This window comes from Achromobacter sp. UBA4530 (assembly GCF_002388205.1).
Lineage (GTDB): Bacteria > Pseudomonadota > Gammaproteobacteria > Burkholderiales > Burkholderiaceae_B > Achromobacter > Achromobacter animicus.
Genome location: NZ_DGMA01000025.1, coordinates 419,109 through 443,477 on the forward strand (window position 1 = coordinate 419,109; position 24,369 = coordinate 443,477).

Consider the following 24,369-nt stretch of genomic DNA (forward strand, 5'->3'; position numbering starts at 1 on the left):
CGACGAGAACATTGATGAAAAAGACCATCCTGCTTGCCGGGGCCACGCTGATTGCCCTGCTGGGTTCCACCACCTCGTGGGCCGCCTCAACCTGCACCCAGACGATAAGCGCGGTTTCCGTGAATACGCCGCCGCACATCACAGTACCTCGGGATGCCGCCGTTGGCACGGCCCTCACCGACTGGCTGACGACCGATTCCACTGCCGACTGGTTCAAGTGCAACGTTTCCGGAGGGGCCACCACGGGCACCGGTATGCGCGCCCTGATTCCCAGCGCAGGACAGACGAAGGTGGTTGACGGAGTTACCTACGAGGTCCATGCGACGGGCGTCGACGGCCTCGGCATCATCATCGGCGCCCGGAGCTTCATCAACGGCTGCAGTTGGTCGGCATTCCAAGCCCTCAGCCGGAACTGGAGAACAAGGGCATGCAACATGCAAGGCGCCGTCACCAACGGCGGACAGCTACGCGCGATGTTCGTTAAGACCGGGCCGGTTGCCACCGGCATTGTTTCGCCGATAACCATTGCATCCACCGCATCGTTCTCGAATGAAGTCGGCAGCATTCTCACCCAGGATCCCGGCCTCGAGATCAATTTCGTCACCATGGCGGTGTTGCTGTTCTCGCAGGCATGCACCACGCCCGACGTTTCCGTGCTTCTCGGATCCCCCAAGGCATCCGTCTTCAAGGGCAAAGGGACATCCAGTGAGCCGGTTCCATTCGATATTTCGTTGAATGGCTGCCCGGCGGGAATGAGCGCCATCCACTACCAGATCGACGCCGTCACGCCCGTCCTGGACGCCGCAAACGCGGTCATCGGGCTGGACGCGGCCTCATCCGCGACGGGCGTTGGCATCCAGTTGCTGGACGGAGACGGAAATCCGGCAGTGCTGGGCGCCAAGCTGCCGTTTACCGGCTACAACAGCGCGTCGGGCGGCAGCTTCAAGATCCCCTTGCGCGCGAAATACCGTCAAACCGGTGACAAGGTCACACCCGGTTCGGCTAACTCGGCAGTGACTTTCACGATGAACTATCTGTAGCTGCCAACGCAAGGCGCCAAAGAAAAACGCCAGTCGGCGCTGAGCTGACTGGCGTTTTGCCGGAAGGCGCCGCCTTCCGGAGGGGCGTAGCGAATTAACGCTTGTCCATCGGGGGCACGTCGCGCGTGACCGAACCGGTGAACAACTGACGGGGACGGCCGATCTTGTAGTCGGGATCCGACAGCATTTCGTTCCACTGGGCGATCCAGCCCACCGTGCGGGCCAGCGCGAAGATGGCCGTGAACAGCGAGGTCGGGATGCCGATGGCGCGTTGGACGATACCCGAGTAGAAGTCCACGTTCGGGTACAGCTTGCGCTGGACGAAGTACGGATCCGACAGGGCGATGCGTTCCAGTTCCATGGCCAGCTTGAACAGCGGGTCGTTTTCCAGGCCCAGGGCCGAGAGCACTTCCTTGCAGGTTTCCTGCATCAGCTTGGCGCGCGGGTCGTAGTTCTTGTAGACGCGGTGGCCAAAGCCCATCAGGCGCACGCCCGAGTTCTTGTCCTTGACCTTCTCCATGAACTCGCCGACCTTGTCGATGCCGCCGTTGGCTTGCAGTTCTTCGAGCATCTGCAGGCAAGCTTCGTTGGCGCCGCCGTGAGCCGGGCCCCACAGGCAAGCCACGCCAGCCGAGATCGCGGCGAACGGGTTGGTGCCCGACGAACCGCACAGGCGCACGGTCGAGGTGGAGGCGTTTTGCTCGTGATCGGCGTGCAGGATGAAGATGCGGTCGAGCGCGCGCTCGACGACTTCATTGACCTTGTAGTCTTCGCACGGCGTGGCGAACATCATGCGCAGGAAGTTGCCCGTGTAGGACAGGTCGTTCTGCGGGTAGATGAACGGTTGGCCTTGCGAATACTTGTACGCCATCGCAACCAGCGTCGGCATCTTGGCGATCAGGCGGATGGCCGAGATGTGACGGTGCTGCGGGTTCGTGATGTCGGTGGAGTCGTGGTAGAACGCGGACAGCGCGCCGACCAGACCCGTCAGGACGGCCATCGGGTGGGCGTCGCGGCGGAAACCACGCAGGAAGAAATGCAGCTGCTCGTTGACCATCGTGTGATGGGTCACTTGCGAGTCGAAATCGGCCTTTTGCTCCTGGTTCGGCAGTTCGCCGTTCAGGATCAGGTAGCAGATGTCCATGAAGTCGCAGTTCACGGCCAGCTGTTCGATCGGGTAGCCGCGGTACAGCAGTTCGCCCTTGTCGCCGTCGATGTACGTGATGCCCGACTCGCAGGCAGCCGTCGACATGAAGCCGGGGTCAAACGTGAACATGCCCGTCTGGCCGTAAAGCTTGCGGATGTCGATCACATCCGGACCGACCGTGCCCTTGTAGACAGGGAACTCAATGGGTGCGCTGCCATCCGAGAAGGACAGAGTGGCTTTTTTGTCAGACAGGTTCATGTTTATTCCTCTCAATTAATCAGAGCGCGCGCATCTGGCCAATAATGCCTCGAAGCCTGGGCGTATCCAGCTCGCCTTCGAGGTCCTTACGGGCCAGCAGCAGTTCGAGAAGATCGTTGTCTCCCATCTCGAACAGCTGGGTCAATGCGGCCACGTCATCATCGGTAAGTTCAGCCTCGTGGGCATCCAGATACCGGGTGATGATCAAGTCGTTTTCGAGCAGGCCGCGGCGCGCCCGCCAACGCAGTCGCGCCCGCTCCAGTTCAGTCAGCCTGCTCATTCGTACACCTCAAATACACAAAAACTAGACCGTGCGGCGGACCATCAGTTCCTTGATCTTGCCGATCGCCTTGGTCGGGTTCAGTCCCTTGGGACAGACGTCGACGCAGTTCATGATCGTGTGGCAACGGAACAGGCGGTACGGATCTTCCAGGTTGTCCAGACGCTCGCCGGTGGCTTCGTCGCGGCTGTCGGCGATGAAGCGGTAGGCTTGCAGCAGGCCGGCCGGGCCGACGAACTTGTCCGGATTCCACCAGAACGACGGGCAGGAAGTGGAACAGCACGCGCACAGGATGCACTCGTACAGACCGTCCAGCTCTTCGCGCGCCTCGGGCGACTGCAGACGCTCTTTTTCGGGCGGCGGCGTGTCGTTGATGAGGTACGGGCGGATCGAGTGGTACTGGTTGAAGAAGTGCGTCATGTCCACGATCAGGTCGCGGATGACCGGCAGGCCGGGCAGCGGACGCAGGACGATCGGTTCCTTCAATTCGCGCAGGTTCGTCGTGCAGGCCAGACCGTTCTTGCCGTTGATGTTCATGGCGTCGGAACCGCACACGCCTTCACGGCACGAGCGGCGCAGGGCCAGGCTGTCATCGACGTCGTTCTTGATGCGCACCAGCGCATCGAGCAGCATCTTGTCGGTGGGCTGGAGCTCGACGTCCAGCTTCTGCATGTAGGGACGCTCGTCCTTGTCCGGATCGTAGCGGTAGATTTCGAACTTGACGATTCTCTTGGTGCTCATAGTAGGCTCAATCCGGACTTAGAAGGTACGCGCCTTGGGCGGGAAGGATTCGACCGTCAGCGGCTTCATCTGAACAGGCTTGTAATCCAGGCGGCTGCCTTCGGAGTACCACAGCGTGTGCTTCAGCCAGTTCTCGTCGTCGCGCGTCGGGTGATCGTCCAGCGCGTGCGCGCCGCGGCTTTCGGTGCGGGCGGCGGCCGACTTGATCGTGGCGCGTGCCACTTCGGTCATGTTCGCCAGTTCCAGCGCCTCGACGCGGGCGGTGTTGAACACCTTGGACTTGTCCTTGAAGTAGATGCTGTCGGCTTGCTTGGCCAGGTCTTCGATCTGGGTCACGCCTTCGTTCAGCAGGTCCAGCGTGCGGAACACGCCGCAGTGGCGCTGCATCGAGAAGCGGATGGCGTTGCCGATGTCTTGCGTCTTTTCGCCGGACGTACGCGATTCCAGCTTGTTGATGCGGTCCAGCGAGAACTCGACGGCCTGTTGCGGCAGGTCCTGGTGCGCGCGCTGGCGCTCCGGATGCGAGTTCACGATGTGGTTGCCGGTGGCGCGGCCGAACACGATCAGATCGAGCAGCGAGTTCGTGCCCAGGCGGTTCGCGCCGTGGACCGAGACCGCGGCGCACTCGCCGATGGCGTACAGGCCGTTGACGATCTTGTTCTCGCCGTTTTCGCGCGTCAGCACCTGGCCGTGGTAGTTGGCCGGAATGCCGCCCATCTGGTAGTGGATGGTCGGAACGACGGGGATCGGTTCCTTGATCGGGTCCACGTTGCCGAATTTGATGGCGATTTCGCGGATCGAGGGCAGGCGCTTGTTGATGACGTCGGCGCCCAGGTGATCGAGCTTGAGCACCACGTAGCTGCCGTCCGGACCGCAGCCGCGGCCTTCCTTGATTTCCTGGTCCATCGAGCGCGACACGAAGTCACGCGGCGCCAGATCCTTCAGCGTGGGCGCATAGCGCTCCATGAAGCGCTCGCCATCCTTGTTCAGCAGGATGCCGCCTTCGCCGCGCACGCCTTCCGTGATCAGCACGCCCGCGCCGGCCACGCCGGTCGGGTGGAACTGCCAGAATTCCATGTCCTGCAGCGGGATGCCGGCACGGGCAGCCATGCCCAGGCCGTCGCCGGTGTTGATGAACGCGTTGGTGGAAGCGGCCCAGATACGGCCTGCGCCGCCGGTGGCCAGCACCGTGGTCTTGGCTTCCAGGATGTAGATTTCGCCCGTTTCCATTTCGAGGGCGGTCACGCCCACGACGTCGCCGGCTTCGTTGCGCAGCAGGTCCAGCGCCATCCATTCGACGAAGAACTGGGTGCGCGCGGCAACGTTGCGCTGGTACAGGGTGTGCAGCAGGGCGTGGCCGGTACGGTCGGCAGCGGCACAGGCGCGCTGGACCGGCTTTTCGCCGAAGTTGGCGGTGTGGCCGCCGAACGGACGCTGGTAGATCGTGCCGTCGGGGTTGCGGTCGAACGGCATGCCGAAGTGCTCGAGCTCGTACACGGCGTTCGGCGCTTCACGGCACATGAATTCGATGGCGTCCTGGTCGCCCAGCCAGTCCGAACCCTTGACGGTGTCGTACATGTGCCAGTACCAGTTGTCTTCGCTCATGTTGCCCAGCGAGGCGCTCACGCCGCCTTGCGCAGCAACGGTGTGCGAACGCGTGGGGAACACTTTGGAGAGCACCGCAACGGACAGGCCCGCTTGGGACAGTTGCAGCGAACAACGCATGCCGGCTCCGCCGGCGCCCACGACCACCACATCAAACTGGCGGCGCGGCAGGGATTTCAGGACAGAGACCACGGCTTAAATGCTCCAGAGGATTTGCGCGAAGTAAACGACCGAACCGACCAGCCAGAGGATCGTCAGCACTTGCATCAGCAGGCGCACGCCCACCGACTTGACGTAGTCCATCCAAATGTCGCGCACGCCAATCCAGGCATGCCAGGCCAGCGCAATGAATGCAAGGGTGGCCAGGATCTGGCCAACCGGAAGAACGCCCACGTAGAAATTGAACAGCGCAGTCCAGTGTTCGTACGTGAAGGCCGGCATCATCAGGATGCCGATGAGCAGCACCAGCGTGTACACGGCCATGATGACGGCGGTGATGCGCTGGATGATGAAATCCATGACGCCATAGTGCGCGCCGACGACCAGGCGCTTGGGTCCGTAGTTTTTAGCGGCGGCCATTTACAGCACTCCGAACAGTTTGAGAGCGAACACCAGGGTCAGCGCGAGGCTGACGCCGAACACCACGCCGGCGCTCTTCTTGGAGGACTGCTTGTCGATGCCGATGTGCAGATCCAGGAGCAGGTACCGGATGCCCGCACAGAAGTGATGCAGGTAGCCCCAGACGAGGACGAGGAAAACGAGCTTGACGATCGGGTTGCCGGCGTACGCGGCCACGGCGGCGAACGTCTGCGGTGCGGCCACGCTGGCCGCGAAGAGCGGCAGGATGACCAAGGGAAGACAGAGGAACAACAACGCGCCGCTGACGCGGTGCAGAATGGACAGCTTGCCGGCCAGGGGCAGGCGGTAACTGGCAATTTGCGCAATACCAATATTGCGAAACTGCGGACGTGGCTTGGCAGCGGTGTCGGACATGACGGCCTCGGTGTTTCGGAACTAGGGAATCGTTACGGCTAAATCGCCGCGGCCCTTGCGGGCAAACGCGGTATTTTCGCCCAGAGATGGGTTGGTATCAAATCGTAGGTAAAAAACTCATCAATTCAGACTATTGCGGTAGTGGTATCGATCGGTCAAGTACAACCCCCGGCGGATTTCCATGGGGCGGTCACCGTATGTGTAAGACACCCGGTCTACCTGCAACAACGGCGTGCCGGCGGCAACATTAAGCAGCGTACAGACTTCAGCCGGCGCGGCGACCGCTCGCAGCTTCTCGTCCGCGCGCACCATGCTGACGCCGAACTCGGATTCAAAAAGGCCATAGAGCGGCGCCTTGTTGGCGGTCAGCAGCTCAAGGGTGAGACCACGGAATATGGAACCGGGGAGCCAGATGTCGTCCAGCACGGTCGGTGTCTGCCCCATGGAAAGCAGGCGGCGGATCATGACGACGGTCTCGCCGGCGCGCAAGTCCAGCGCGCGGGCGATTTCGGCGGGCGCGCGGGTGCGGCGGCATTCCAGGATGCGGCTTTCGGCGCGGCCGGCCTCTCCCTCTTCGTCGGGGGCCAGGCGCAGGAAACGGTAGCGCACGCGGGCTTCGTGGTGGGTGGCGACAAAAGTGCCCTTGCCCTGGCGGCGCAGCAGCATGTGCTCGGCGGCCAGCTCATCGACCGCCTTGCGCACCGTGCCCTGGCTCACCTGAAAACGGGCGGCCAGATCGATTTCGCTGGGGATGAGCTCGCCGGGCTTCCATTCGCCGCGTTCGAGGCTTTGGACAAGCAGATCCTTGATCTGGCGGTAGAGCGGACTGAAAGCGGCTCCCTCGCCCGTTGGACGGGCGGCGCGATTGCGTAAGGAGGTTTCGGGCCTAGGCTCTGCCATGGATCTTCTTGAAAGTGTCATGTTTATCCGGATGAATGAGAAGGCAGCACCAAGGGATGCAGACTCATCCGTATGCGCTGCTGCCGCCGGCCTTATGGCTTGATACAGGCGCGCGGCCCAGCGGGCCGCGGCGCATTCGAATAAACGCTCTATTGTGGCATATCGGGAGGCGAGCTGTCCAACGTCTTATGTCTTATATAAGATAGAAGATCAATTGACGCTTACGTTAATTCGATCTAGGATTCAAAGCTGTCCGCGCGACGCGCAGCGCCCCTGGCGGCCGCTTGTTACCGCGCCCAACGATTACACTGATTGGTGAGATTTTTTTCTCGCCAAACCATTACGGAGAACGTCCATGTCCAAGCCTGCCTTGCGTGTCGCCGTCACCGGCGCCGCCGGCCAAATCGGTTACGCACTGCTATTCCGCATCGCCTCGGGCGAAATGCTGGGTAAAGATCAACCCGTCATCCTGCAACTGCTGGAAATCCCCGACGAGAAAGCGCAAAAGGCCCTGAAGGGCGTCATCATGGAACTGGATGACTGCGCCTTCCCGCTGCTGCAGGAAGTCACCGCGCACAGCGACCCGCGCACCGCCTTCAAGGACGCCGACGTGGCCCTGCTGGTTGGCGCCCGTCCGCGCGGCCCGGGCATGGAACGCAAGGACCTGCTGTCCGTCAACGCACAGATCTTCACGGCTCAGGGCAAGGCCCTGAACGACGTCGCCAGCCGCAACGTCAAGGTCCTGGTCGTCGGCAACCCTGCCAACACCAATGCCTACATCGCCATGAAGTCGGCGCCGGACCTGCCCGCTAAGAACTTCACCGCCATGCTGCGCCTGGACCACAACCGCGCCTTGTCGCAACTGGCCGCCAAGTCTGGCAAGGCCGTCGCCGACATCGAAAAGCTGGTCGTGTGGGGCAACCACTCGCCCACGATGTACCCCGACTTCCGCTTCGCCACCGTCGGCGGCGAATCGCTGTCCAAGCTGATCAACGACGACGCTTGGAACCGCGACACGTTCATCCCCACGGTGGGCAAGCGCGGCGCCGCCATCATCGAAGCCCGTGGCCTGTCCTCGGCCGCTTCGGCCGCCAACGCCGCCATCGACCACGTCCGTGACTGGGTCCTGGGCAGCAACGGCAAGTGGGTCACGATGGGCATCCCGTCGGACGGCTCCTACGGCATCCCCGAAGGCATCATCTACGGCGTGCCGGTCACCACCGAAAACGGCGAGTACAAGCGCGTCGAAGGCCTGGAAATCGACGCCTTCTCGCGTGAGCGCCTGGACTTCACGCTGAAAGAGCTCCTCGAAGAGCGCGACGGCGTCAAGGACCTGCTGAAGTAAGCAGCGCGCAGTAAAAGGATTGGGCCCGTTCATGCGGGCCCAATCCTTAAGCGGGACCGCATTGCGCGCGGCAGCTGAAGTGCCGCAATACATGCCCGATGCATGCCGCAATTCGTACGCATCGAATACCGCAGTACCGTGAAATACACCTGTCTCTTCGCTCTCTTCGCGAAAGATCTTGCCGCGGGGATTGTCGCGCAGGGGACAGATTTATTTTTCGGACCCGCGATAAGGTCGTGGGCTACCAAGAACAGGAGACAACCATGGCCAGACCCGAATCGCCCGGCGCCCTCTTTCGCCGCGCGCTCGCCGAAGAGAATCCGCTGCAGATCATCGGCGCCATCAACGCGAACCACGCCCTCTTGGCCAAGCGCGCCGGCTATCGCGCCATCTACCTGTCCGGCGGCGGCGTCGCGGCCGGCTCGCTGGGACTGCCGGACCTGGGCATCAACACGATGGACGACGTCCTGACCGACGTGCGCCGCATCACCGACGTGTGCGATGTGCCGCTGCTGGTCGACATCGACACCGGCTTCGGCCCGTCGGCGTTCAACATCGCCCGCACCGTCAAAAGCCTGATCAAGTTCGGCGCGGCCGCCTGCCACATCGAGGACCAGGTCGGCGCCAAGCGCTGCGGCCATCGGCCCGGCAAGGAAATCGTCACCACCGAGGAAATGGCCGACCGCGTGAAGGCCGCCGCCGACGCGCGTACCGACAGCGATTTCTACCTGATCGCCCGCACCGACGCGATCGCCTCGCACGGCGTGGACGCGGCCATCGAACGCGCGCTAGCGTGTGTGGAAGCCGGGGCCGATGCGATCTTCGCCGAAGCCGCTTACGACCTGCCCACCTACGACCGCTTCGTCAAGGCCGTCAAGGTGCCCGTGCTGGCCAACATCACGGAGTTCGGCAAGACGCCGCTTTTCTCCGTCGAGGAACTGAAGAGCGTCGGCGTGGGCATGGTGCTCTATCCGCTGTCCGCCTTCCGCGCCATGAACAAGGCCGCCGAGGCCGTCTACACCGCGATCCGCCGCGACGGCCACCAGAAGAACGTCGTCGACCTGATGCAGACGCGCGAAGAACTGTACGACCGCATCGGCTATCACGAATTCGAATCCAGGCTGGACGCGCTCTTCCAGAAGGGCAAGGCCTAGTTGCGCAACGTCAGGCGCGCGCCGCGGCAGACCCGCGGCGGCGCCCGCCCCCATTGCATCTTCCATCGCGTAAGGAAAGGAGTAGAGACATGAGCACGGCTCCCAAGAAGCAAGAAGCCAAATCGGACGCCAAGCCGGAAGAAAAAGCCGGTTTCAAGCCCAAGAAGTCGGTTGCGCTGTCCGGCGTGGTCGCGGGCAACACCGCACTGTGCACCGTCGGCCGCAGCGGCAACGACCTGCACTATCGCGGCTACGACATCCTGGACATCGCCGATACCAGCGAGTTCGAGGAAATCGCCCACTTGCTCGTCCATGGCAAGCTGCCCAACAAGGCCGAACTGAAAGCCTACAAGGAAAAGCTGCGCAGCCTGCGCGGCCTGCCCGCGCAACTGCAGGTTGCCCTGGAAGCCCTGCCCGCCGCCAGCCATCCGATGGACGTGATGCGCACGGCCGTGTCGGTGCTGGGCTGCGTGCTGCCTGAAAAAGACGACCACAACACCCCGGGCGCGCGCGACATCGCCGACCGCCTGATGGCCAACCTGGGCTCGGCCCTGCTCTACTGGTACCACTACAGCCACAACGGCCGCGTCATCGACGTGCAGACGGACGACGACAGCATCGGCGGCCACTTCCTGCACCTCTTGCATGGCGAAAAGCCCAGCGACGAATGGGTCAAGGCGATGCATATTTCGCTGAACCTGTACGCCGAGCACGAATTCAACGCCTCGACGTTCACGGCCCGCGTCATTGCCGGCACGGGTTCGGACATGTTCTCGGCCATCTCGGGCGCCATCGGCGCACTGCGCGGCCCCAAGCACGGCGGCGCCAACGAAGTCGCATTCGAAGTCCAGAAGCGCTACGAAACGCCGGACGAAGCCGAGGCCGACATCCGCCGCCGCGTGGAAGCCAAGGAAGTCATCATCGGCTTCGGTCACCCGGTCTACACGGTTTCCGACCCGCGCAACAAGGTCATCAAGGACGTCGCCAAGAAACTGTCCAAGAAGGCCGGCACGACCAAGATGTTCGACATCGCCGAACGCCTGGAAACGGTCATGTGGGACGTCAAGAAGATGTTCCCCAACCTGGACTGGTTCTCGGCTGTCAGCTATCACATGATGGGCGTGCCCACCGCCATGTTCACCCCGCTGTTCGTCATCGCGCGCACCGCGGGTTGGTCGGCCCACATCATCGAGCAGCGCATCGACAACAAGATCATCCGTCCCACCGCCAATTACGTGGGCCCGGAAGACCAGAAGTTCGTGCCCATCGACAAGCGCAAGTAAAACCAAGCGGAAGTAAAACCGATCGAGGGCGCGGCATGGCCACCTGTATTCACTTTTCCGAAGAGGTACTGCTATGTCTGCCCCGATCTCGAACGTCCGTCCCGAACCCGACCAGGTCCTGGCAGATATCGCGGACTACGTGCTCAACTACGAAGTCCGCAGCGATCTGGCGTACGAGACCGCGCGCAACTGCCTGATCGACACGCTGGGCTGCGGCCTGGAAGCGCTGGAATATCCGGCGTGCAGGAAGCTGCTGGGTCCGGTCGTGCCGGGCACCGTAGTGCCGCAAGGCGCCAAGGTGCCCGGCACGCAGTTCCAGCTTGACCCGGTCCAGGCGGCGTTCAACATCGGCACGATGATCCGCTGGCTGGACTTCAACGACACCTGGCTCGCCGCCGAATGGGGCCACCCGTCCGACAACCTGGGCGGCATCCTTGCCACAGCCGACTGGCTGTCGCGCACGGCGGTCGCGGCGGGCAAGCCGCCCCTGTCCATGCGCGACGTGCTGACCGGCATGATCAAGGCACACGAAATCCAGGGCTGCATCGCGCTGGAAAACTCCTTCAACAAGGTCGGCCTGGACCACGTCGTTCTGGTCAAGGTGGCGTCCACCGCCGTCGTGGCGCAAATGCTGGGCCTGACCCGTGACGAAGTGATCAACGCGGTGTCGCTTGCCTGGGTCGACGGCCAGAGCCTGCGCACCTATCGACACGCCCCCAACACCGGCAGCCGCAAGAGCTGGGCGGCCGGCGATGCCACCAGCCGCGCGGTGCGTCTGGCGCTGATCGCGCGTACCGGCGAAATGGGTTATCCGTCGGTGCTGACCGCCAAGACCTGGGGCTTTTACGACGTGCTTTTCAAGGGGCAGCCGTTCAAGTTCCAGCGGCCTTATGGCAGCTACGTGATGGAAAACGTGCTGTTCAAGATTTCCTTTCCCGCTGAGTTTCATGCGCAGACCGCCGTGGAATGCGCCATGCAGCTCCACGATCTGCTCAAGTCCCTGGGCAAAAGCGCCGACGACATCAAGCAGATCCGGATCCGCACGCACGAGGCGTGCATCCGCATCATCGACAAGAAGGGACCACTGAACAATCCTGCCGACCGTGACCACTGCATTCAGTACATGGTGGCCGTTCCGGTGCTGTTCGGGCGCCTGACCGCGGGCGACTACGAAGACGAGATCGCGCAGGATCCGCGCATCGACGCGCTGCGCGCCAAGATCGTCTGCGTGGAAGACCCCGCGTTCACGAGCGATTATCACAACCCCGCTAAGCGCTCGATCGCCAACGCACTGACCGTGCAGTTCAACGACGGCTCGGCGCTGGATGAAATCGTCTGCGAATATCCCATCGGCCACAAGCGCCGCCGCGCCGACGGCATTCCGCTGCTGGAGGCCAAATTCCGCACCAACCTGGCCCGTGTGTTTCCGCCCCGTCAGCAGCAGCGAATTTTGGCGGCGTCGCTGGATCAGGAGACGCTGGAAGCGATGCCGGTCCATGAATATATGGATTTGTACGTGATCTGAGGGCGTCCGGCTGACGGGAGGTGTAAGCGGCAGGCGTCTGCTCTGCTCACACCGGCGCGCATACAATGCGGCTTTCCTCCATCGGATCGCGCCATGGCCATGCTCTGGGTCAAGACCTTTCACATCGTCTTCATCGCTTCCTGGTTTGCCGGATTGTTTTATCTGCCGCGCATCTTCGTGAATCTGGCGCAGACCTCGGACACTGCTGTCCAGGAAACGCTGCTCGGCATGGCGCGCCGCCTATACCGCTTCACCACCATCCTGGCGGTCGTGGCCATCATTTTCGGGATGTGGCTATACGTGGGTTATCGCATCGGCGTGGGCCCCGGCAATGGCTGGATGCACGCCAAGCTCTTTTTCGTGCTGCTCGTCATCGGCTACCATCACGCCTGTGGCCTCATGCTGCGCAAGTTCGAACAGGGCAAGAACACCCGTTCGCACAAGTTCTATCGCTGGTTCAACGAAGTTCCCGTCTTGCTGCTCTTGGTGGTGGTGGCGCTGGTCGTCGTCAAACCCTTCTGATACCCCTACCTTTGCACATTCGCCAGGATTCGTATGTCCTCTGATGAACAGGACCGCCCGCGCAAGACGCTGACGATCAAGAAAACGGCCCGCGACGCCCAAGCCGAAGGCGCTGCCAAACGCACCCGCACCGGCGCCCGCGCGCGCCTGGTCGCGCAGATCGAGCGCGCCCGCGACAATACCGAACGCCAGAAAGACCCTGAAGGCTACCAGCGGCGCCAGGAAGAAGAGGCCCGCAGCGCCCGCAGGCCGTCCGGCGCGGGCCGCGATGCGCCCGCCCGTGGCACGTCGCCGCGTTCGGGGCAGTCGCGGTCTGGTCAGTCACGCCCCGGGCAGGCCGAGCGCGGCCAGTACGACCGCGGTCCGTCCGACCGTAGCCCGTACGACCGAGGTCCTTCCGATCGCGGCCAATCCGACCGTCCCTCGGCGCGCCGTGGCGCTTCGGACCGCACCCGCGCGGACGACAGCCGCCGTGGCGACGGCCGCCGCGATGACGGCCGCCGCGATGACGCACCCGGCTCGCGCGCCGGCCGCACGCCGCAGCGCGCGCCGCGCTTGCGTGATGACCAGTACATTGCCCCGGCGACGCCGGCCGGCCGTTTCTACGATCCGTTCGAAGACGACGGCCCCGCCCCCGAATTCGCCCAAGAGCCCGACCACACCGCAGCATCCGACGACGCGCAGCAATCCGATTTCGCGCACGAAGCCGATGCAGATCACGACTGGGATGCCCCGCGCGAGCGCGCCGCCCCCCGCGTCGATGTCCGCAGCCGCCGTCCCCGCGAGCCGCGTCAAGCTGAAACCTTCACCGTCTTCGCCCCCTGCCCCCAAGGCCTGGAAGAAGCGCTGACCGCCGAAATGCAGGCCCTCGGCTACGAAGACGCCAAGGCAGGCCGGGCGGGCTGCTCATTCACGTCGGACTGGTCCGGCATCCAGCGCGCCAACCTGTACTCGCGTCTGGCCACCCGCATCCTGGTGCAGGTGGCGCACGCCGAGATCTCGCACGAAGACGACATCCTGGATCTGGCCCGCGATACGCCCTGGGAACGCTGGTTCGGCGCCGAACAGACGCTGCGTGTGGACACCTCGGCCATCAAGAGCCCGGTGCAGAGCCTGCAGTACTGCAACCTGCGCGCCAAGGACGGTATCTGCGACCGCCTGCGCGAACTCGAAGGCGAGCGCCCCAGCATCGACACGGTACGCCCCGATGCACGCGTACACCTTTTCCTGACGGGTCACACAGCCACGTTGTACCTGGACACCTCGGGCGAATCCCTGTTCAAGCGCGGCTGGCGCCTAGACAAGGGCGAGGCGCCACTGCGCGAAAACCTGGCCGCCGGCATGCTGGCGCTGGCGGGCTGGGATCCGGCGGCGCCGCTGCTGGATCCCTTCTGCGGCTCCGGCACCATCCTGATCGAAGCGGCCTGGATCGCGCTGGGCGTGCCCCCGGGCATCTCGCGCCCGTTCGGTTTCGAACGCCTGCGTGACCACGATGCGTACCGCTGGCGCGACCTTAAGGAAGACGCCCGCGCCCGCATCCTGCCGCAGCTGGACGCGCCTCTGGTAGGTTACGACCTCAATCCCCTGGCCATCGAATACGCCCGCAACAACGCCGAGCGCGCCTGGCTGACGGCCGACTCGATCCGTTTTGAAGTGGGCGATGCCCGCGACGTGGTGGCGCCCGCCGACCACGGCTGGATCGTCACCAACCCGCCTTACGGCGAGCGCATGGGCGCGGAGCAGGACGCCGACCTGTGGCGCGACTGGGCCACCTGCCTGAAGCGCAATTTCGCGGGATGGGAGCTGCACGTCATTACCAGCGACCTGACGCTGCCCAACCAGATGCGCTTGAAGCCCAAGCGGCGCGTCCCCTTGCACAACGGCGCGCTCGATTGCCGCCTGTTCGGCTTCGAGCTGGTGGCCGCCGGCTACCGCGACGCCTGAGCGCGTTCTGCCCCCTGCGGCACACGCCGCGGGGGCGCCCCTTCCTTGATTCCGCCAGCATCCCACGTTGTAAAAGCGCCGCAACATGCGGCGCCTATCTTTGCTTATGGTGCCCGGCCGCGCGGTTTTGGGGCATCATCAGCACCAAGGTGTTGCCAGGTTGCACCAGCTTGAATCGGCCTCTTGCATAGTTTCAGGGTAAACCCCTATAATCCGGGTTATCCCTAGTAGCAAACAACTGTGCAAGCCCGTGGAGGCTATTGTGATCAACCCGAACAACACCATTCGCCTGACCGACGAACTCGAGCGTCAACTGATGCTCCAGGCTATCGAAGAACAATTCCGCCCGCATCCGATGCGGGCGTTGGCTGCAGGCCTGCGCAAGCTGGCCCACGGCATCAAGGCTCTGGCCGGCAAGACGAGCGCCAAGAACGCGCATTCCGCTGCCTAAGCTGGGCCCAGGCTTTCGGGCCTAACGATTTTCCCCTTGGGGGCTGCATAGCCCCTTTTATAGACCCGCCCTCACCGGCGGGTTTTTTTTCGCGCGAAACGTGGGGGCAACAATTTATGGATAATACGCGTCCATGAATGACGCCCACCTCGACGAGACGCCCAATCGGCTGCGCCGGTTTGCCTGCATGATGTACGAAGCCGTCCTGCTGTTCGGCGTCGTGTTCCTCGCGGGTTACCTGCTGGATACCCTCACCCAAAGCCGCAATGCGCTGGAATTGCGGGCCGCCCGGCAGGCGTGGCTGTTCGTGGCGATCGGCGCCTACTTCGTGCTGTGCTGGCGCCGCCGCGGCCAGACGCTGCCCATGAAGACCTGGAACATCCGGCTGGTGGACCGACATGGCAACACGCCGTCGACCGGCCTGCTGATCCTGCGCTACATCCTGGCTTGGCCGCTGGTGCTGGCAGGCGCCGCCGTGGTCTGGGGCGCGGCGCTGGCCACCGGCTGGCCGTCCGTGGACATGTTCATCGTGGCGGCCCCCTTTGCCATCTTCATCTGGTCATGGTTTGACCCGGACGGTCAGTTTCTGCACGACCGGATTCTGGGCACGCGCCTGCGTAACGCGCCGCAGGCCAAGAAAGCGCGCTGACCGGCACGCTCGGCGGCGCGCGGCCGGCATCGCCGTTTGATGCTTGCCAAGCCGCCCGCTATTTCGCGCGCCTGTTCAGAAAGATGACAGCCGCACGCCCGGACAATGAGGCCCCATTTAATTTACGGCTTCATTCTCACCATGCGCGCATTCCTTTCCCGCCTGTCGCTGGCCTTCGCCAGCGCGCTGTTGTTCCTGCACGCAGGCGCGTCCGCCCAAAACGCATCGGCCCAGCAGGAAATCGAAGCGGCTTCAAAGGCCGCCTTCGCCGCCGCCCGGCAAGGGCCGACCGACGTGACACTGGGCGACCAGGCCACGCTGAAGCTGCCCCAGACCATGTTCTTCGTGCCGCGCCCGCAGGCCGACCGGTTGATGCAGGCCTATGGCAACGGCAAGGATCCTTCTCTGCTGGGCGTCGTGATGCCCAAGAGCGACGACGAGGATTGGGTCGTCACTGTCAATTTCGACAAGGCCGGCTACATCAAGGACGACGACGCCCGCAACTGGAACGTCAACGAACTGCTGGACAGCCTGCGTGAAGGCACCGAGGCGTCCAACGAGGAACGCAAGAAGCGCGGCTTTCCGGAGCTGACGGTGGGCGGCTGGGTGGAGGCGCCCAAGTACGACAGCAACACGCAGCGCCTGGTCTGGTCGGTGGCCGCCAAGCACAAGGACGCCGCCGCGGAGGAAGACGCCACGGTCAACTACAACACCTACGCGCTGGGCCGCGACGGCTACATCACCCTGGACCTGATCACCGAAAAGAACAAGGTGCCCACGGACAAGGCCGCCGTGCTGGCGCTGCTGGACAACCTGCACTACGTGGAAGGCAAGCGCTACGCCGATTTCGATGCCTCGAGCGACAAGGTCGCCGAGTATGGCCTGGCGGCTCTGGTGGCGGGCGTCGCCGCCAAGAAGCTCGGTCTGTTTGCGGTGATCGCGGCTTTCCTGGCCAAGTTCGCCAAGGTCGGCATCCTGGCCGCGGCAGCGCTGGGCGGCGGGCTGTGGAAGCGCCTGAAGGGCAAGAAGGCCACCGGGCAGTCCTGATCCGCTGGACGGGTGGTGCGCGTGCGCCTGCCTGGCCGCGCGCGCCGTCACAACCGCGTCATGGATTCGTCACGCGCGCGTCATCGGTAGGTGGTCTCATTCTCAAGCATGACCACAGCCCACAGGGAAGCGACCGTGAACGAGATCCAACCGACGCACTGGCGCGCCCTGTGGATTTCCGATATTCACCTGGGCACTGCCGGGTGCAAGGCGGAATTCCTGCTCGATTTTCTGGATCACAACGACTCGGACACGCTGTACCTGGTCGGGGACATCGTCGATGGCTGGCAGTTGCGCAAGCACTGGCACTGGCCCCGCGCGCACAACGACGTGATCCAGCGCATCCTGCGCAAAGCCCGCAATGGCACTCGCGTGGTGTTCATCCCGGGCAACCATGACGAATTCGCCCGCGAGTTCGCCGGATTCGCCTTTGGCGACATCGAGGTCCTGGACGAGGACGTGCACGTCACGGCCAAGGGGCTGCGGCTGCTGGTGCTGCACGGGGACCAGTTCGACGGCGTCATCCAGCACAGCCGCTGGCTGGCGCACCTGGGCGATGGGCTCTACCAGTTTGCGTTGTGGGTCAACCACCATTTCAACCGCCTTCGCCACCGGCTGGGCATGCATTACTGGTCCCTGTCCCAGTACCTGAAGCACAAGGTCAAGAACGCGGTGTCGTTCATCACCGACTTCGAGGAGGCGCTGGCCGGCGAAGCCCGGCGGCGTGGACTGGACGGCGTGGTCTGCGGCCACATCCACAAGCCCGAACTGCGCGACGTGAGCGGCATCCTGTACTGCAACGACGGCGACTGGGTCGAAAGCCTGTCGGCGCTGGCAGAGACGCACGACGGCCAGCTCCAGCTTCTGGACTGGGCGGTGCTGCAGGCCGAACGCCAGCGCGACCCGGCCAACCGCCCGCCGCGGTCCCTGACGCTGCCCGCCCTGCCCTCCGCGCTGCGCCGGCAAGGCAAGCATCCGTGATAACCCGTATGCGTCCCCGTTACGCAACGGGGATATTGCAGTTCACGCCCCTCTAGGTCATGCTTGCACCTGAGTAACGGGCGATATGACCCGTTCACGCCGCAACATGCTTACAACATAGGGCCATGAACGACCAATATCAGGCGCTCTACCAATCATTCCGCTGGCTGGTGCCCACCCAGTTCAACATCGCGGAAGCGTGCTGCCACCGCTGGGCATCCAGCAGTCCGGATGCGCGGCGCATTGCCATCTACTACGAAGATGAGTCCGGCAACCGCGAGGTCTGGACCTTCGCCCGCCTGGCGGAAGCCGCCAATCAGCTCGCCAACGGCCTGGTGAAAATGGGCGTGGGCAAGGGCGACCGGGTCGGTGTGGTTTTGGGGCAACGCCCGGAAACCGTGGTCGCTCATATGGCCATCTACAGCGTCGGCGCGGTGGTCCTGCCCCTGTCGGCGCTCTTCGGCCCCGAAGCGCTGCAAAGCCGTCTGTGCGATGCCGAAGCCCGCGTCGCCATCGTCGACCACGCCTCCAGCGCCAATTTGCTGGCCGTCACCGAACACTGTCCCGCCCTGCAGCAGGTCATTGGCATCGGCTTCGCCGACGAACGTGTGCTGCCATGGCGCAGCCTGCTGGCCCGCCAGCCCAACGAATTCAAGGCCGTGCAGACCCGTTCGTCGGATCCGGCCATCCTGCTTTACACCTCCGGCACCACCGGCGCCCCCAAGGGCGCGCTGCTGCCCCACAGCGTGTTGATCGGCAACCTGCCGGGCTTCGTCGCCTCGCAGGACTGGTTTCCCAAGCCTGCCGACGTGTTCTGGTCGCCGGCCGATTGGGCCTGGACCGGCGGCATGATGGACGCCCTGCTGCCCACGCTGTATTTCGGCCACCCCATCGTGGGCACGCGCGGACGCTTTTCCGTGGAACGCGCCTTCGAACTGCTGGAACGTTATCAGGTCACCAATACGTTCCTCTTCCCCACCGCGCTGAAGATGATGATGAAGGCGGTGCCAGAGCCCCGCCAGCGCTACCAGCTTGCCTTGCGCGCCATCATGAGCGCCGGCGAAAGCGTGGGCGAGACGGTGTTCGATTGGTGCCGGACGGCGCTGGGCGTGACGCCCAACGAAATGTTCGGCCAGACCGAAATGAACTACGTGGTGGGCAACAGCAACAAACGCTGGCCCGCCAAACCCGGCTCGATGGGCCGCCCGTATCCCGGCCACCACGTGGCGGTGCTGGACGACGACGGCACGCCGGTCGCGCCGGGCGCCACGGGCGAGATCGCGGTCAACCGGCTGGACATCCACGGCTTTCCGGACCCGGTCATGTTCCTGGGTTACTGGCGCAACGAGGCCGCCACGCTGGCCAAGTTCAAAGGCGACTGGTGCCTGACGGGCGACCTCGCCACCGTCGATGAGGACGGCTACCTCTGGTATGCGGGCCGCGCCGACGACGTTTTCAAGTCGGCCGGCTACCGGATCGGCCCGGGTGAAATCGAAAGCTGCCTGGTTGGCCACCCGGCCGTGGCCAATGCCGCCGTGGTGCCCAAGCCGGACGCCGAGCGCGGTGCGGTGGTCAAGGCCTTTGTGGTGCTGACGCCGGAATTTGCCCTCCGGGACCGAGGCGAAATCACCGAAAACCTTCAGGAGCACGTGCGCGAGCGCCTGGCGCCGTACGAATACCCGAAGGAAATCGAATACGTGGACGAACTGCCCATGACCACCACGGGCAAGATCCAGCGGCGCATCCTGCGCGAGCGTGAAGCAGAACGCGCGCAGGCCAGCGCGCCCCAGACCGACGTTGGCGCGCCCGTTGCCGCCCCGGCGCGGCAAACGGAGACCTAGGCATGGCCATTTACCAGCTCAACGACCTGATCCCTCGCATCGACCCGCAGGCCTACGTGGCCGACAGCGCCGACCTCATCGGCAACGTCACGCTGGAAGCCGGCGTCAGCATCTGGTCGCATGTATCGATCCGCGCCGACAACGACGCCATCCTGATCCGCGAAGGCACCAACATCCAGGAATCCAGCGTCCTGCACGTCGACGCGGGCTGTCCCATGACCATCGGCCCGAACGTCACCGTCGGCCACCAGGCCATGCTGCACGGCTGCACCATCCACGAAGGGGCGCTGGTCGGCATGCAGGCGATCGTCCTGAACAATGCCGTCATCGGCCGCAACTGCCTGATCGGCGCCGGGGCGATCATCCCCGAAGGCCGGGTCATTCCGGACAATTCGCTGGTCATCGGCATTGGCAAGATCGTGCGGGAGCTTTCCGCCGAGGAAATCGCCAACATGCACAAGAACACCGCCCATTACGTGGCGCGCGGCCAACAGTACAAGACGGCCCTGAAACGCATCGGCTGACGGCTCCCCCGAGGGCCCCCGCAAGTGCCCCAACCCCTGCTGCCAGCAGGGGGAATACCCCCCCACGATCGGCTAACATTCCGCTATGACCGATCAGCTCAAAAAATACCTTACCGAAGACCGCAGCGTCCGCGTCCAAGCGGTGCGCCTGTCTGACACGTGGAAGGCCGTCCAGGCCAACCACGATTACCCGCCCGCCATCACCGACCTGCTGGGTGAATTGGTGGCGGCATCCACCCTGCTCGCCGCCAACATCAAGTTCGATGGCTCGCTGGTGCTGCAGATCCAGGGCGACGGCCCCATCGCCCTGCTGGTGGTGGAATGCCGCTCGGACCTAAGCCTGCGCGCCACCGTCAAGATGCGCGAAGGCCACGAGGTACCCAGCACCGGCGACATGCAAAGCCTGTTGAACCCCGGCGGCAATGGACGCTTCATCGTGGTGCTGGACCCGCAGCGCAAGCTGCCCGGCCAGCAGGCCTACCAAGGCATCGTGCCGCTCGAGGGCGAGACCGTCGCCGAAGCCCTGCAACACTACATGAAGGCCTCGGAGCAACTGGATACGCGCCTGTGGCTGTCGGCCGACGCCGACCACGCGGCCGGCATGCTGCTGCAGCGCCTGCCGCACCACGGCGGCGGCGAGACCGACCGCGCCCTGACCGAACAGGTGGCCGCCGAGACCTGGGAACGCATCAACGCCCTGGCCGGCACGCTTAAGCGCGACGAAATCCTGGCCACCGACATCGACACGCTCATCCACCGCCTGTTCTGGGAAGAAACGCTCATCGCCTTCGACCCCCAGCCGGTGAGCTGGCACTGTCCCTGCACTCGCGAGCGCGTGGCGAACATGCTGCGTTCGCTGGGCGAAGCAGAGGTCAACAGCATCCTGGAAGAGCGCGGCCAGGTCGACGTGGCCTGCGATTTCTGCGGCAAGCCCTACAAGTTCGATTCGGTCGACTGCGCGGCGCTGTTCTCGGCGAGCCAGACGTCCTCCGGAGATGAGCCTCCCACCGTGCATTGATGATTGATGCGTCCCGGCGGCAAGCCCGCCGGAACGTTTTTGTCACGCCGGATTGTCCTTATCGACAGGCGGTCATGGGCGCGCCACACTGCGCAGCCATGACCGCCTTAATTTTTTCTTGCGACTTACGCACCGTACGCCGGCAACACGGGGCCGCCGCCCTCGAGTTCGCCGTGGCAGGCGCCATCGTGCTGCTGCTGGGCCTGCTGTGCGTCGAGGCCGCGCGGTGGCACGGCGCGCGCCAGATGGCGCACCTGGCGCTGATGGAAGCGGCGCGCGCCGGCGCCACGGGCCATGGCGACCCGGCCCGGCTGCGAGCGGCCTTTCTGCAGGCGTTGCTGCCGCTGCATGCGAGCGCCAGCGGCCCGGCCGGCGCCATTGAACGGCGGGATGGCGCGATGGCAGCACTGAAGGCATTGATGGGGGCCCCGTCCTGGCGCATTGAAGTGCTGCGGCCCGACGACCAGTCGTTCCGCGAGCACGGGCGGCCGGACTTGCAGGTGGCTGGCGCGCCGGGCCTACGGACCATCGACAACGGCTACCAGGACCTGCAGCATGCCCGCCGACCACCACGCCCGGGCGGCCAGGACATCTTCCTGGCCAACACGCTCAAGCTGCGCCTGACGTATCTGCACAAGCCGCTGCTGCCGCCGTTGCGGGCACTGCTTGCCTTGCTGGGCCGGCAGGATGGCACGTATATCGGCCACGCGCTGACCCAGGGCCTGCTGCCCATCGTGGTCGAACTGGAACACGAAATGCACACGCATCCGGTCGACTGGGCGCGCAAGCGGCCCCATCCGGAAGGCGTGGTGTACGGGGAGTGCCGGCAGTTGCGCTGCGGCTCAGGTTAGGCGGGCACGCCGCCCGGTCAAAAAAACCGCCGGGCATCACTGCCTGGCGGTGGAATTTGAATTGTTGGCGCCGGTCGTGGCGGCGGGTCTGGCAGGCGTTGCCGACGCGGGCCGGGGCGTGGCCGTCGTCGAAGCAGGCCGGGTCGTGGGCGCGGCCGACGCAGGCCGGGCAGCCGGCGCATTTGCGCGCGCCGGGGTGCCGGTTACGGCTGGCTTGGGCGGCGCTTCGGCGGAAAGCGAGGCGCCGGCGGGCGGCTGGGTATTCTGGGGCAGGATGTGCACGAACACTTCGCCGTCCCGCATCATGCCCAGCTCTCCGCGCGCCCGCTCCTCGATGGCTCCCGATCCGCCTTCCAGATCGCGCACTTCGGCCTCAAGCGCGGCATTGCGCGCGCGCAGGCCTTCGTTGGTCTCGCGCTGCTCCGCCACCTGGCGTTGCAGATCCCAGACCTTGAACCAGCCGCCCTTACCCAGCCACAGCGGGTATTGGATCAAGCCTAGCAGCACGAACAGCACCAGGAACAACAGGCGCATACGCGGGAACCTCAACTGTCGTGGCGTGGATGCGGCCCTGGCAAGACGCCGGGGCCGCGCTTCTTATCAACGCAGGTTGTAGAAAGCTTCCAGGCCGGGGTACGACGCCACTTCAGCCAGCTCTTCTTCGATGCGCAGGAGCTGGTTGTACTTGGCCATGCGATCCGAGCGCGACAGCGAGCCGGTCTTGATCTGCATCGCGTTGGTCGCCACGGCGATGTCGGCGATGGTCGAGTCTTCGGTTTCGCCCGAACGGTGCGAGACGACGGCGGTGTAACCGGCGCGCTTGGCCATTTCGATGGCGGCAAACGTTTCGGTCAGCGTGCCGATCTGGTTGATCTTGATGAGGATCGAGTTGGCGACGCCCTTCTGGATGCCTTCACGCAGGATCTTGGTGTTGGTGACGAACAGGTCGTCGCCCACCAGCTGAACCTTCTTGCCGAGCTGGTCGGTCAGGAGCTTCCAGCCTTCCCAGTCGTTTTCGGCCATGCCGTCTTCGATTGAGATGATCGGGTACTTGTCGCACCACGTGGCCAGCAGGTTCGTGAACTCTTGCGAGGACAGCGAGATGCCGCCTTCGCCGGCCAGCGTGTACTTGCCGTCGCGGTAGAACTCGGAGCTGGCGCAGTCCAGACCCAGGGCGATCTGCGTGCCCGGCTCGTAGCCGGCTTCGGTGATGGCCTTCAGGATGAGCTGGATGGCGGCTTCGTGGCTGGGAACGTTGGGCGCGAAACCGCCCTCGTCGCCCACGGCGGTGGACATGCCCTGGCCGTGGATCAGCTTCTTGAGCATGTGGAAGACTTCAGCGCCCCAGCGCAGGGCTTCGCGGAAGCTGCCGGCGCCCACCGGCAGGATCATCAGTTCCTGCAGGTCCAGCGTGTTGTTGGCGTGCGCGCCGCCGTTGATGACGTTCATCATCGGGACGGGCATGCTCATGGGGCCGCTGCCGCCGAAATAGCGGTACAGGGACAGGCCCGATTCGTCGGCGGCGGCGCGGGCCACGGCCATGCTGGCTGCCAGGATGGCGTTGGCGCCCAGGCGCTCCTTGGACTCGGTGCCATCCAGTTCGATCAGGGTGCGATCGACGAACGTCTGTTCCTGCGCGTCCAGGCCCATCAGGGCTTCGGAGATTTCGGTATTGAGGTTTTCAACGGCGCGCAGCACGCCCTTGCCCAGATAACGGCCCTTGTCGCCGTCACGAAGTTCGATGGCTTCGCGGGCGCCGGTGGACGCGCCCGACGGCACGGCCGCACGGCCCATGGCGCCGGATTCCAGCAGCACATCGCATTCCACGGTGGGGTTGCCGCGCGAATCCAGAATCTCGCGGCCGATGATGTCGACGATTGCACTCATGACTTTACATTCCCTGAACGATAAACATATTCATGACGGCCGCGCCTTCGCGGGCATTGCGGGCACGGCGGTACTGCCAGGAATCGTAGAACGCCTGCGCCGCGGCCATGGACGGAAATTCCATGACGACGGTACGGCCGGGTTCACGCCCCTCAAGGTGCTTGGATTCGCCGCCGCGCACCAGGATCTTGGCATCGTACGCGCGCATCGCGAGCGTGGACAGACGCTTGTAGTCCTCGTACTGCGCAGGCTTGGTCACTTTGACGTCGGCGATGAGATAAGCACTCATGGGGTTCCTTCAGAGCAGTTGCGTTGGTTGGGGGCTGACGCCGGATACAACGCCGCCGCCAGTGTCGCGCAAGGCGCACGGGCGACGCATATCC

25 protein-coding genes are annotated in these 24,369 nt (G+C 64.3%); 15 read left to right on the forward strand and 10 right to left on the reverse strand.

The features are described from left to right. Positions 1-14: 14 nt before the first annotated feature. Complete coding sequence (locus tag B2W22_RS18855) at positions 15-1,040, forward strand: fimbrial protein (RefSeq protein ID WP_175122894.1); 1,026 nt, start codon at positions 15-17, stop codon at positions 1,038-1,040. Positions 1,041-1,134: 94 nt separating this feature from the next. Here B2W22_RS18855 and B2W22_RS18860 read toward each other — a convergent pair whose 3' ends face one another. The 7 genes from B2W22_RS18860 to B2W22_RS18890 all read right to left on the reverse strand — a co-directional run bounded on the left by B2W22_RS18860 (position 1,135) and on the right by B2W22_RS18890 (position 6,964). Then, complete coding sequence (locus tag B2W22_RS18860; RefSeq protein ID WP_006218129.1) at positions 1,135-2,445, reverse strand: citrate synthase; 1,311 nt, start codon at positions 2,443-2,445, stop codon at positions 1,135-1,137. 19 nt (positions 2,446-2,464) lie between these two features. Next, positions 2,465-2,725: a succinate dehydrogenase assembly factor 2 gene (locus B2W22_RS18865; protein ID WP_175122895.1), complete on the reverse strand. Its 261-nt coding sequence runs from the start codon at positions 2,723-2,725 to the stop codon at positions 2,465-2,467. Positions 2,726-2,749: 24 nt separating this feature from the next. After that, entirely contained in the window at positions 2,750-3,466 is a 717-nt protein-coding gene (locus B2W22_RS18870) for a succinate dehydrogenase iron-sulfur subunit (RefSeq protein WP_056322095.1), read from the reverse strand. A gap of 18 nt (positions 3,467-3,484) precedes the next feature. Next, a complete protein-coding gene (gene sdhA, locus B2W22_RS18875; RefSeq protein ID WP_175122896.1) occupies positions 3,485-5,263 on the reverse strand; it encodes a succinate dehydrogenase flavoprotein subunit in 1,779 nt (592 codons plus the stop codon). 3 nt (positions 5,264-5,266) lie between these two features. Then, complete coding sequence (sdhD, locus tag B2W22_RS18880; protein ID WP_008161843.1) at positions 5,267-5,650, reverse strand: succinate dehydrogenase, hydrophobic membrane anchor protein; 384 nt, start codon at positions 5,648-5,650, stop codon at positions 5,267-5,269. Next, positions 5,651-6,064, reverse strand: a complete 414-nt coding sequence (gene sdhC / locus B2W22_RS18885; protein ID WP_063952703.1) for a succinate dehydrogenase, cytochrome b556 subunit — start codon at positions 6,062-6,064, stop codon at positions 5,651-5,653. A 120-nt stretch (positions 6,065-6,184) separates the two neighbouring features. Continuing rightward, positions 6,185-6,964: a GntR family transcriptional regulator gene (locus B2W22_RS18890; RefSeq protein ID WP_056322083.1), complete on the reverse strand. Its 780-nt coding sequence runs from the start codon at positions 6,962-6,964 to the stop codon at positions 6,185-6,187. A 355-nt stretch (positions 6,965-7,319) separates the two neighbouring features. Between B2W22_RS18890 and B2W22_RS18895 the strand changes: the two genes are divergently transcribed. The 14 genes from B2W22_RS18895 (at position 7,320) to B2W22_RS18960 (ending at position 22,099) form a co-directional block, all read left to right on the forward strand. Continuing rightward, positions 7,320-8,309, forward strand: a complete 990-nt coding sequence (locus B2W22_RS18895; RefSeq protein ID WP_054429535.1) for a malate dehydrogenase — start codon at positions 7,320-7,322, stop codon at positions 8,307-8,309. Positions 8,310-8,572: 263 nt separating this feature from the next. Beyond that, complete coding sequence (prpB, locus tag B2W22_RS18900) at positions 8,573-9,463, forward strand: methylisocitrate lyase (protein WP_175122897.1); 891 nt, start codon at positions 8,573-8,575, stop codon at positions 9,461-9,463. An 89-nt stretch (positions 9,464-9,552) separates the two neighbouring features. Beyond that, a complete protein-coding gene (prpC, locus tag B2W22_RS18905; RefSeq protein ID WP_056322074.1) occupies positions 9,553-10,746 on the forward strand; it encodes a bifunctional 2-methylcitrate synthase/citrate synthase in 1,194 nt (397 codons plus the stop codon). Positions 10,747-10,819: 73 nt separating this feature from the next. After that, positions 10,820-12,271 carry a bifunctional 2-methylcitrate dehydratase/aconitate hydratase gene (locus B2W22_RS18910; RefSeq protein ID WP_175184274.1) on the forward strand — a complete coding sequence of 484 codons (1,452 nt, stop codon included), beginning with the start codon at positions 10,820-10,822 and terminating at the stop codon, positions 12,269-12,271. Positions 12,272-12,364: 93 nt separating this feature from the next. Next, positions 12,365-12,793, forward strand: a complete 429-nt coding sequence (locus B2W22_RS18915; protein WP_175122899.1) for a CopD family protein — start codon at positions 12,365-12,367, stop codon at positions 12,791-12,793. Between the two features lie 555 nt (positions 12,794-13,348). After that, positions 13,349-14,737 carry a THUMP domain-containing class I SAM-dependent RNA methyltransferase gene (locus B2W22_RS18920; protein WP_239216256.1) on the forward strand — a complete coding sequence of 463 codons (1,389 nt, stop codon included), beginning with the start codon at positions 13,349-13,351 and terminating at the stop codon, positions 14,735-14,737. A gap of 262 nt (positions 14,738-14,999) precedes the next feature. Further along, positions 15,000-15,188, forward strand: a complete 189-nt coding sequence (locus tag B2W22_RS18925; protein ID WP_008161862.1) for a hypothetical protein — start codon at positions 15,000-15,002, stop codon at positions 15,186-15,188. A 133-nt stretch (positions 15,189-15,321) separates the two neighbouring features. Next, positions 15,322-15,837, forward strand: a complete 516-nt coding sequence (locus tag B2W22_RS18930; protein ID WP_175122901.1) for an RDD family protein — start codon at positions 15,322-15,324, stop codon at positions 15,835-15,837. A 141-nt stretch (positions 15,838-15,978) separates the two neighbouring features. Next, positions 15,979-16,884, forward strand: a complete 906-nt coding sequence (locus tag B2W22_RS18935) for a DUF2167 domain-containing protein (protein ID WP_175137364.1) — start codon at positions 15,979-15,981, stop codon at positions 16,882-16,884. Between the two features lie 108 nt (positions 16,885-16,992). Next, a complete protein-coding gene (locus tag B2W22_RS18940) occupies positions 16,993-17,865 on the forward strand; it encodes a UDP-2,3-diacylglucosamine diphosphatase (protein WP_175122903.1) in 873 nt (290 codons plus the stop codon). A 125-nt stretch (positions 17,866-17,990) separates the two neighbouring features. Continuing rightward, positions 17,991-19,706: an acyl-CoA synthetase gene (locus tag B2W22_RS18945; RefSeq protein WP_286939163.1), complete on the forward strand. Its 1,716-nt coding sequence runs from the start codon at positions 17,991-17,993 to the stop codon at positions 19,704-19,706. A gap of 2 nt (positions 19,707-19,708) precedes the next feature. Next, positions 19,709-20,230 (forward strand): gamma carbonic anhydrase family protein, encoded by a 522-nt coding sequence (locus tag B2W22_RS18950; RefSeq protein WP_286939166.1) that lies wholly within the window; start codon positions 19,709-19,711, stop codon positions 20,228-20,230. Between the two features lie 85 nt (positions 20,231-20,315). Continuing rightward, a complete protein-coding gene (gene hslO, locus B2W22_RS18955; protein ID WP_286939168.1) occupies positions 20,316-21,248 on the forward strand; it encodes an Hsp33 family molecular chaperone HslO in 933 nt (310 codons plus the stop codon). Positions 21,249-21,346: 98 nt separating this feature from the next. Beyond that, positions 21,347-22,099 (forward strand): TadE/TadG family type IV pilus assembly protein, encoded by a 753-nt coding sequence (locus tag B2W22_RS18960; protein ID WP_349679462.1) that lies wholly within the window; start codon positions 21,347-21,349, stop codon positions 22,097-22,099. A gap of 36 nt (positions 22,100-22,135) precedes the next feature. On the opposite strand, the gene ftsB is transcribed toward B2W22_RS18960, so the two are convergent. The 3 genes from ftsB to B2W22_RS18975 all read right to left on the reverse strand — a co-directional run bounded on the left by ftsB (position 22,136) and on the right by B2W22_RS18975 (position 24,275). After that, positions 22,136-22,633, reverse strand: a complete 498-nt coding sequence (gene ftsB / locus B2W22_RS18965) for a cell division protein FtsB (RefSeq protein WP_175122908.1) — start codon at positions 22,631-22,633, stop codon at positions 22,136-22,138. A 66-nt stretch (positions 22,634-22,699) separates the two neighbouring features. Beyond that, positions 22,700-23,986, reverse strand: coding sequence for a phosphopyruvate hydratase (eno, locus tag B2W22_RS18970; protein WP_054429546.1), 1,287 nt, complete (start codon positions 23,984-23,986; stop codon positions 22,700-22,702). Positions 23,987-23,990: 4 nt separating this feature from the next. Beyond that, entirely contained in the window at positions 23,991-24,275 is a 285-nt protein-coding gene (locus tag B2W22_RS18975) for a DUF1330 domain-containing protein (protein ID WP_056322046.1), read from the reverse strand. Positions 24,276-24,369 lie beyond the last annotated feature (94 nt).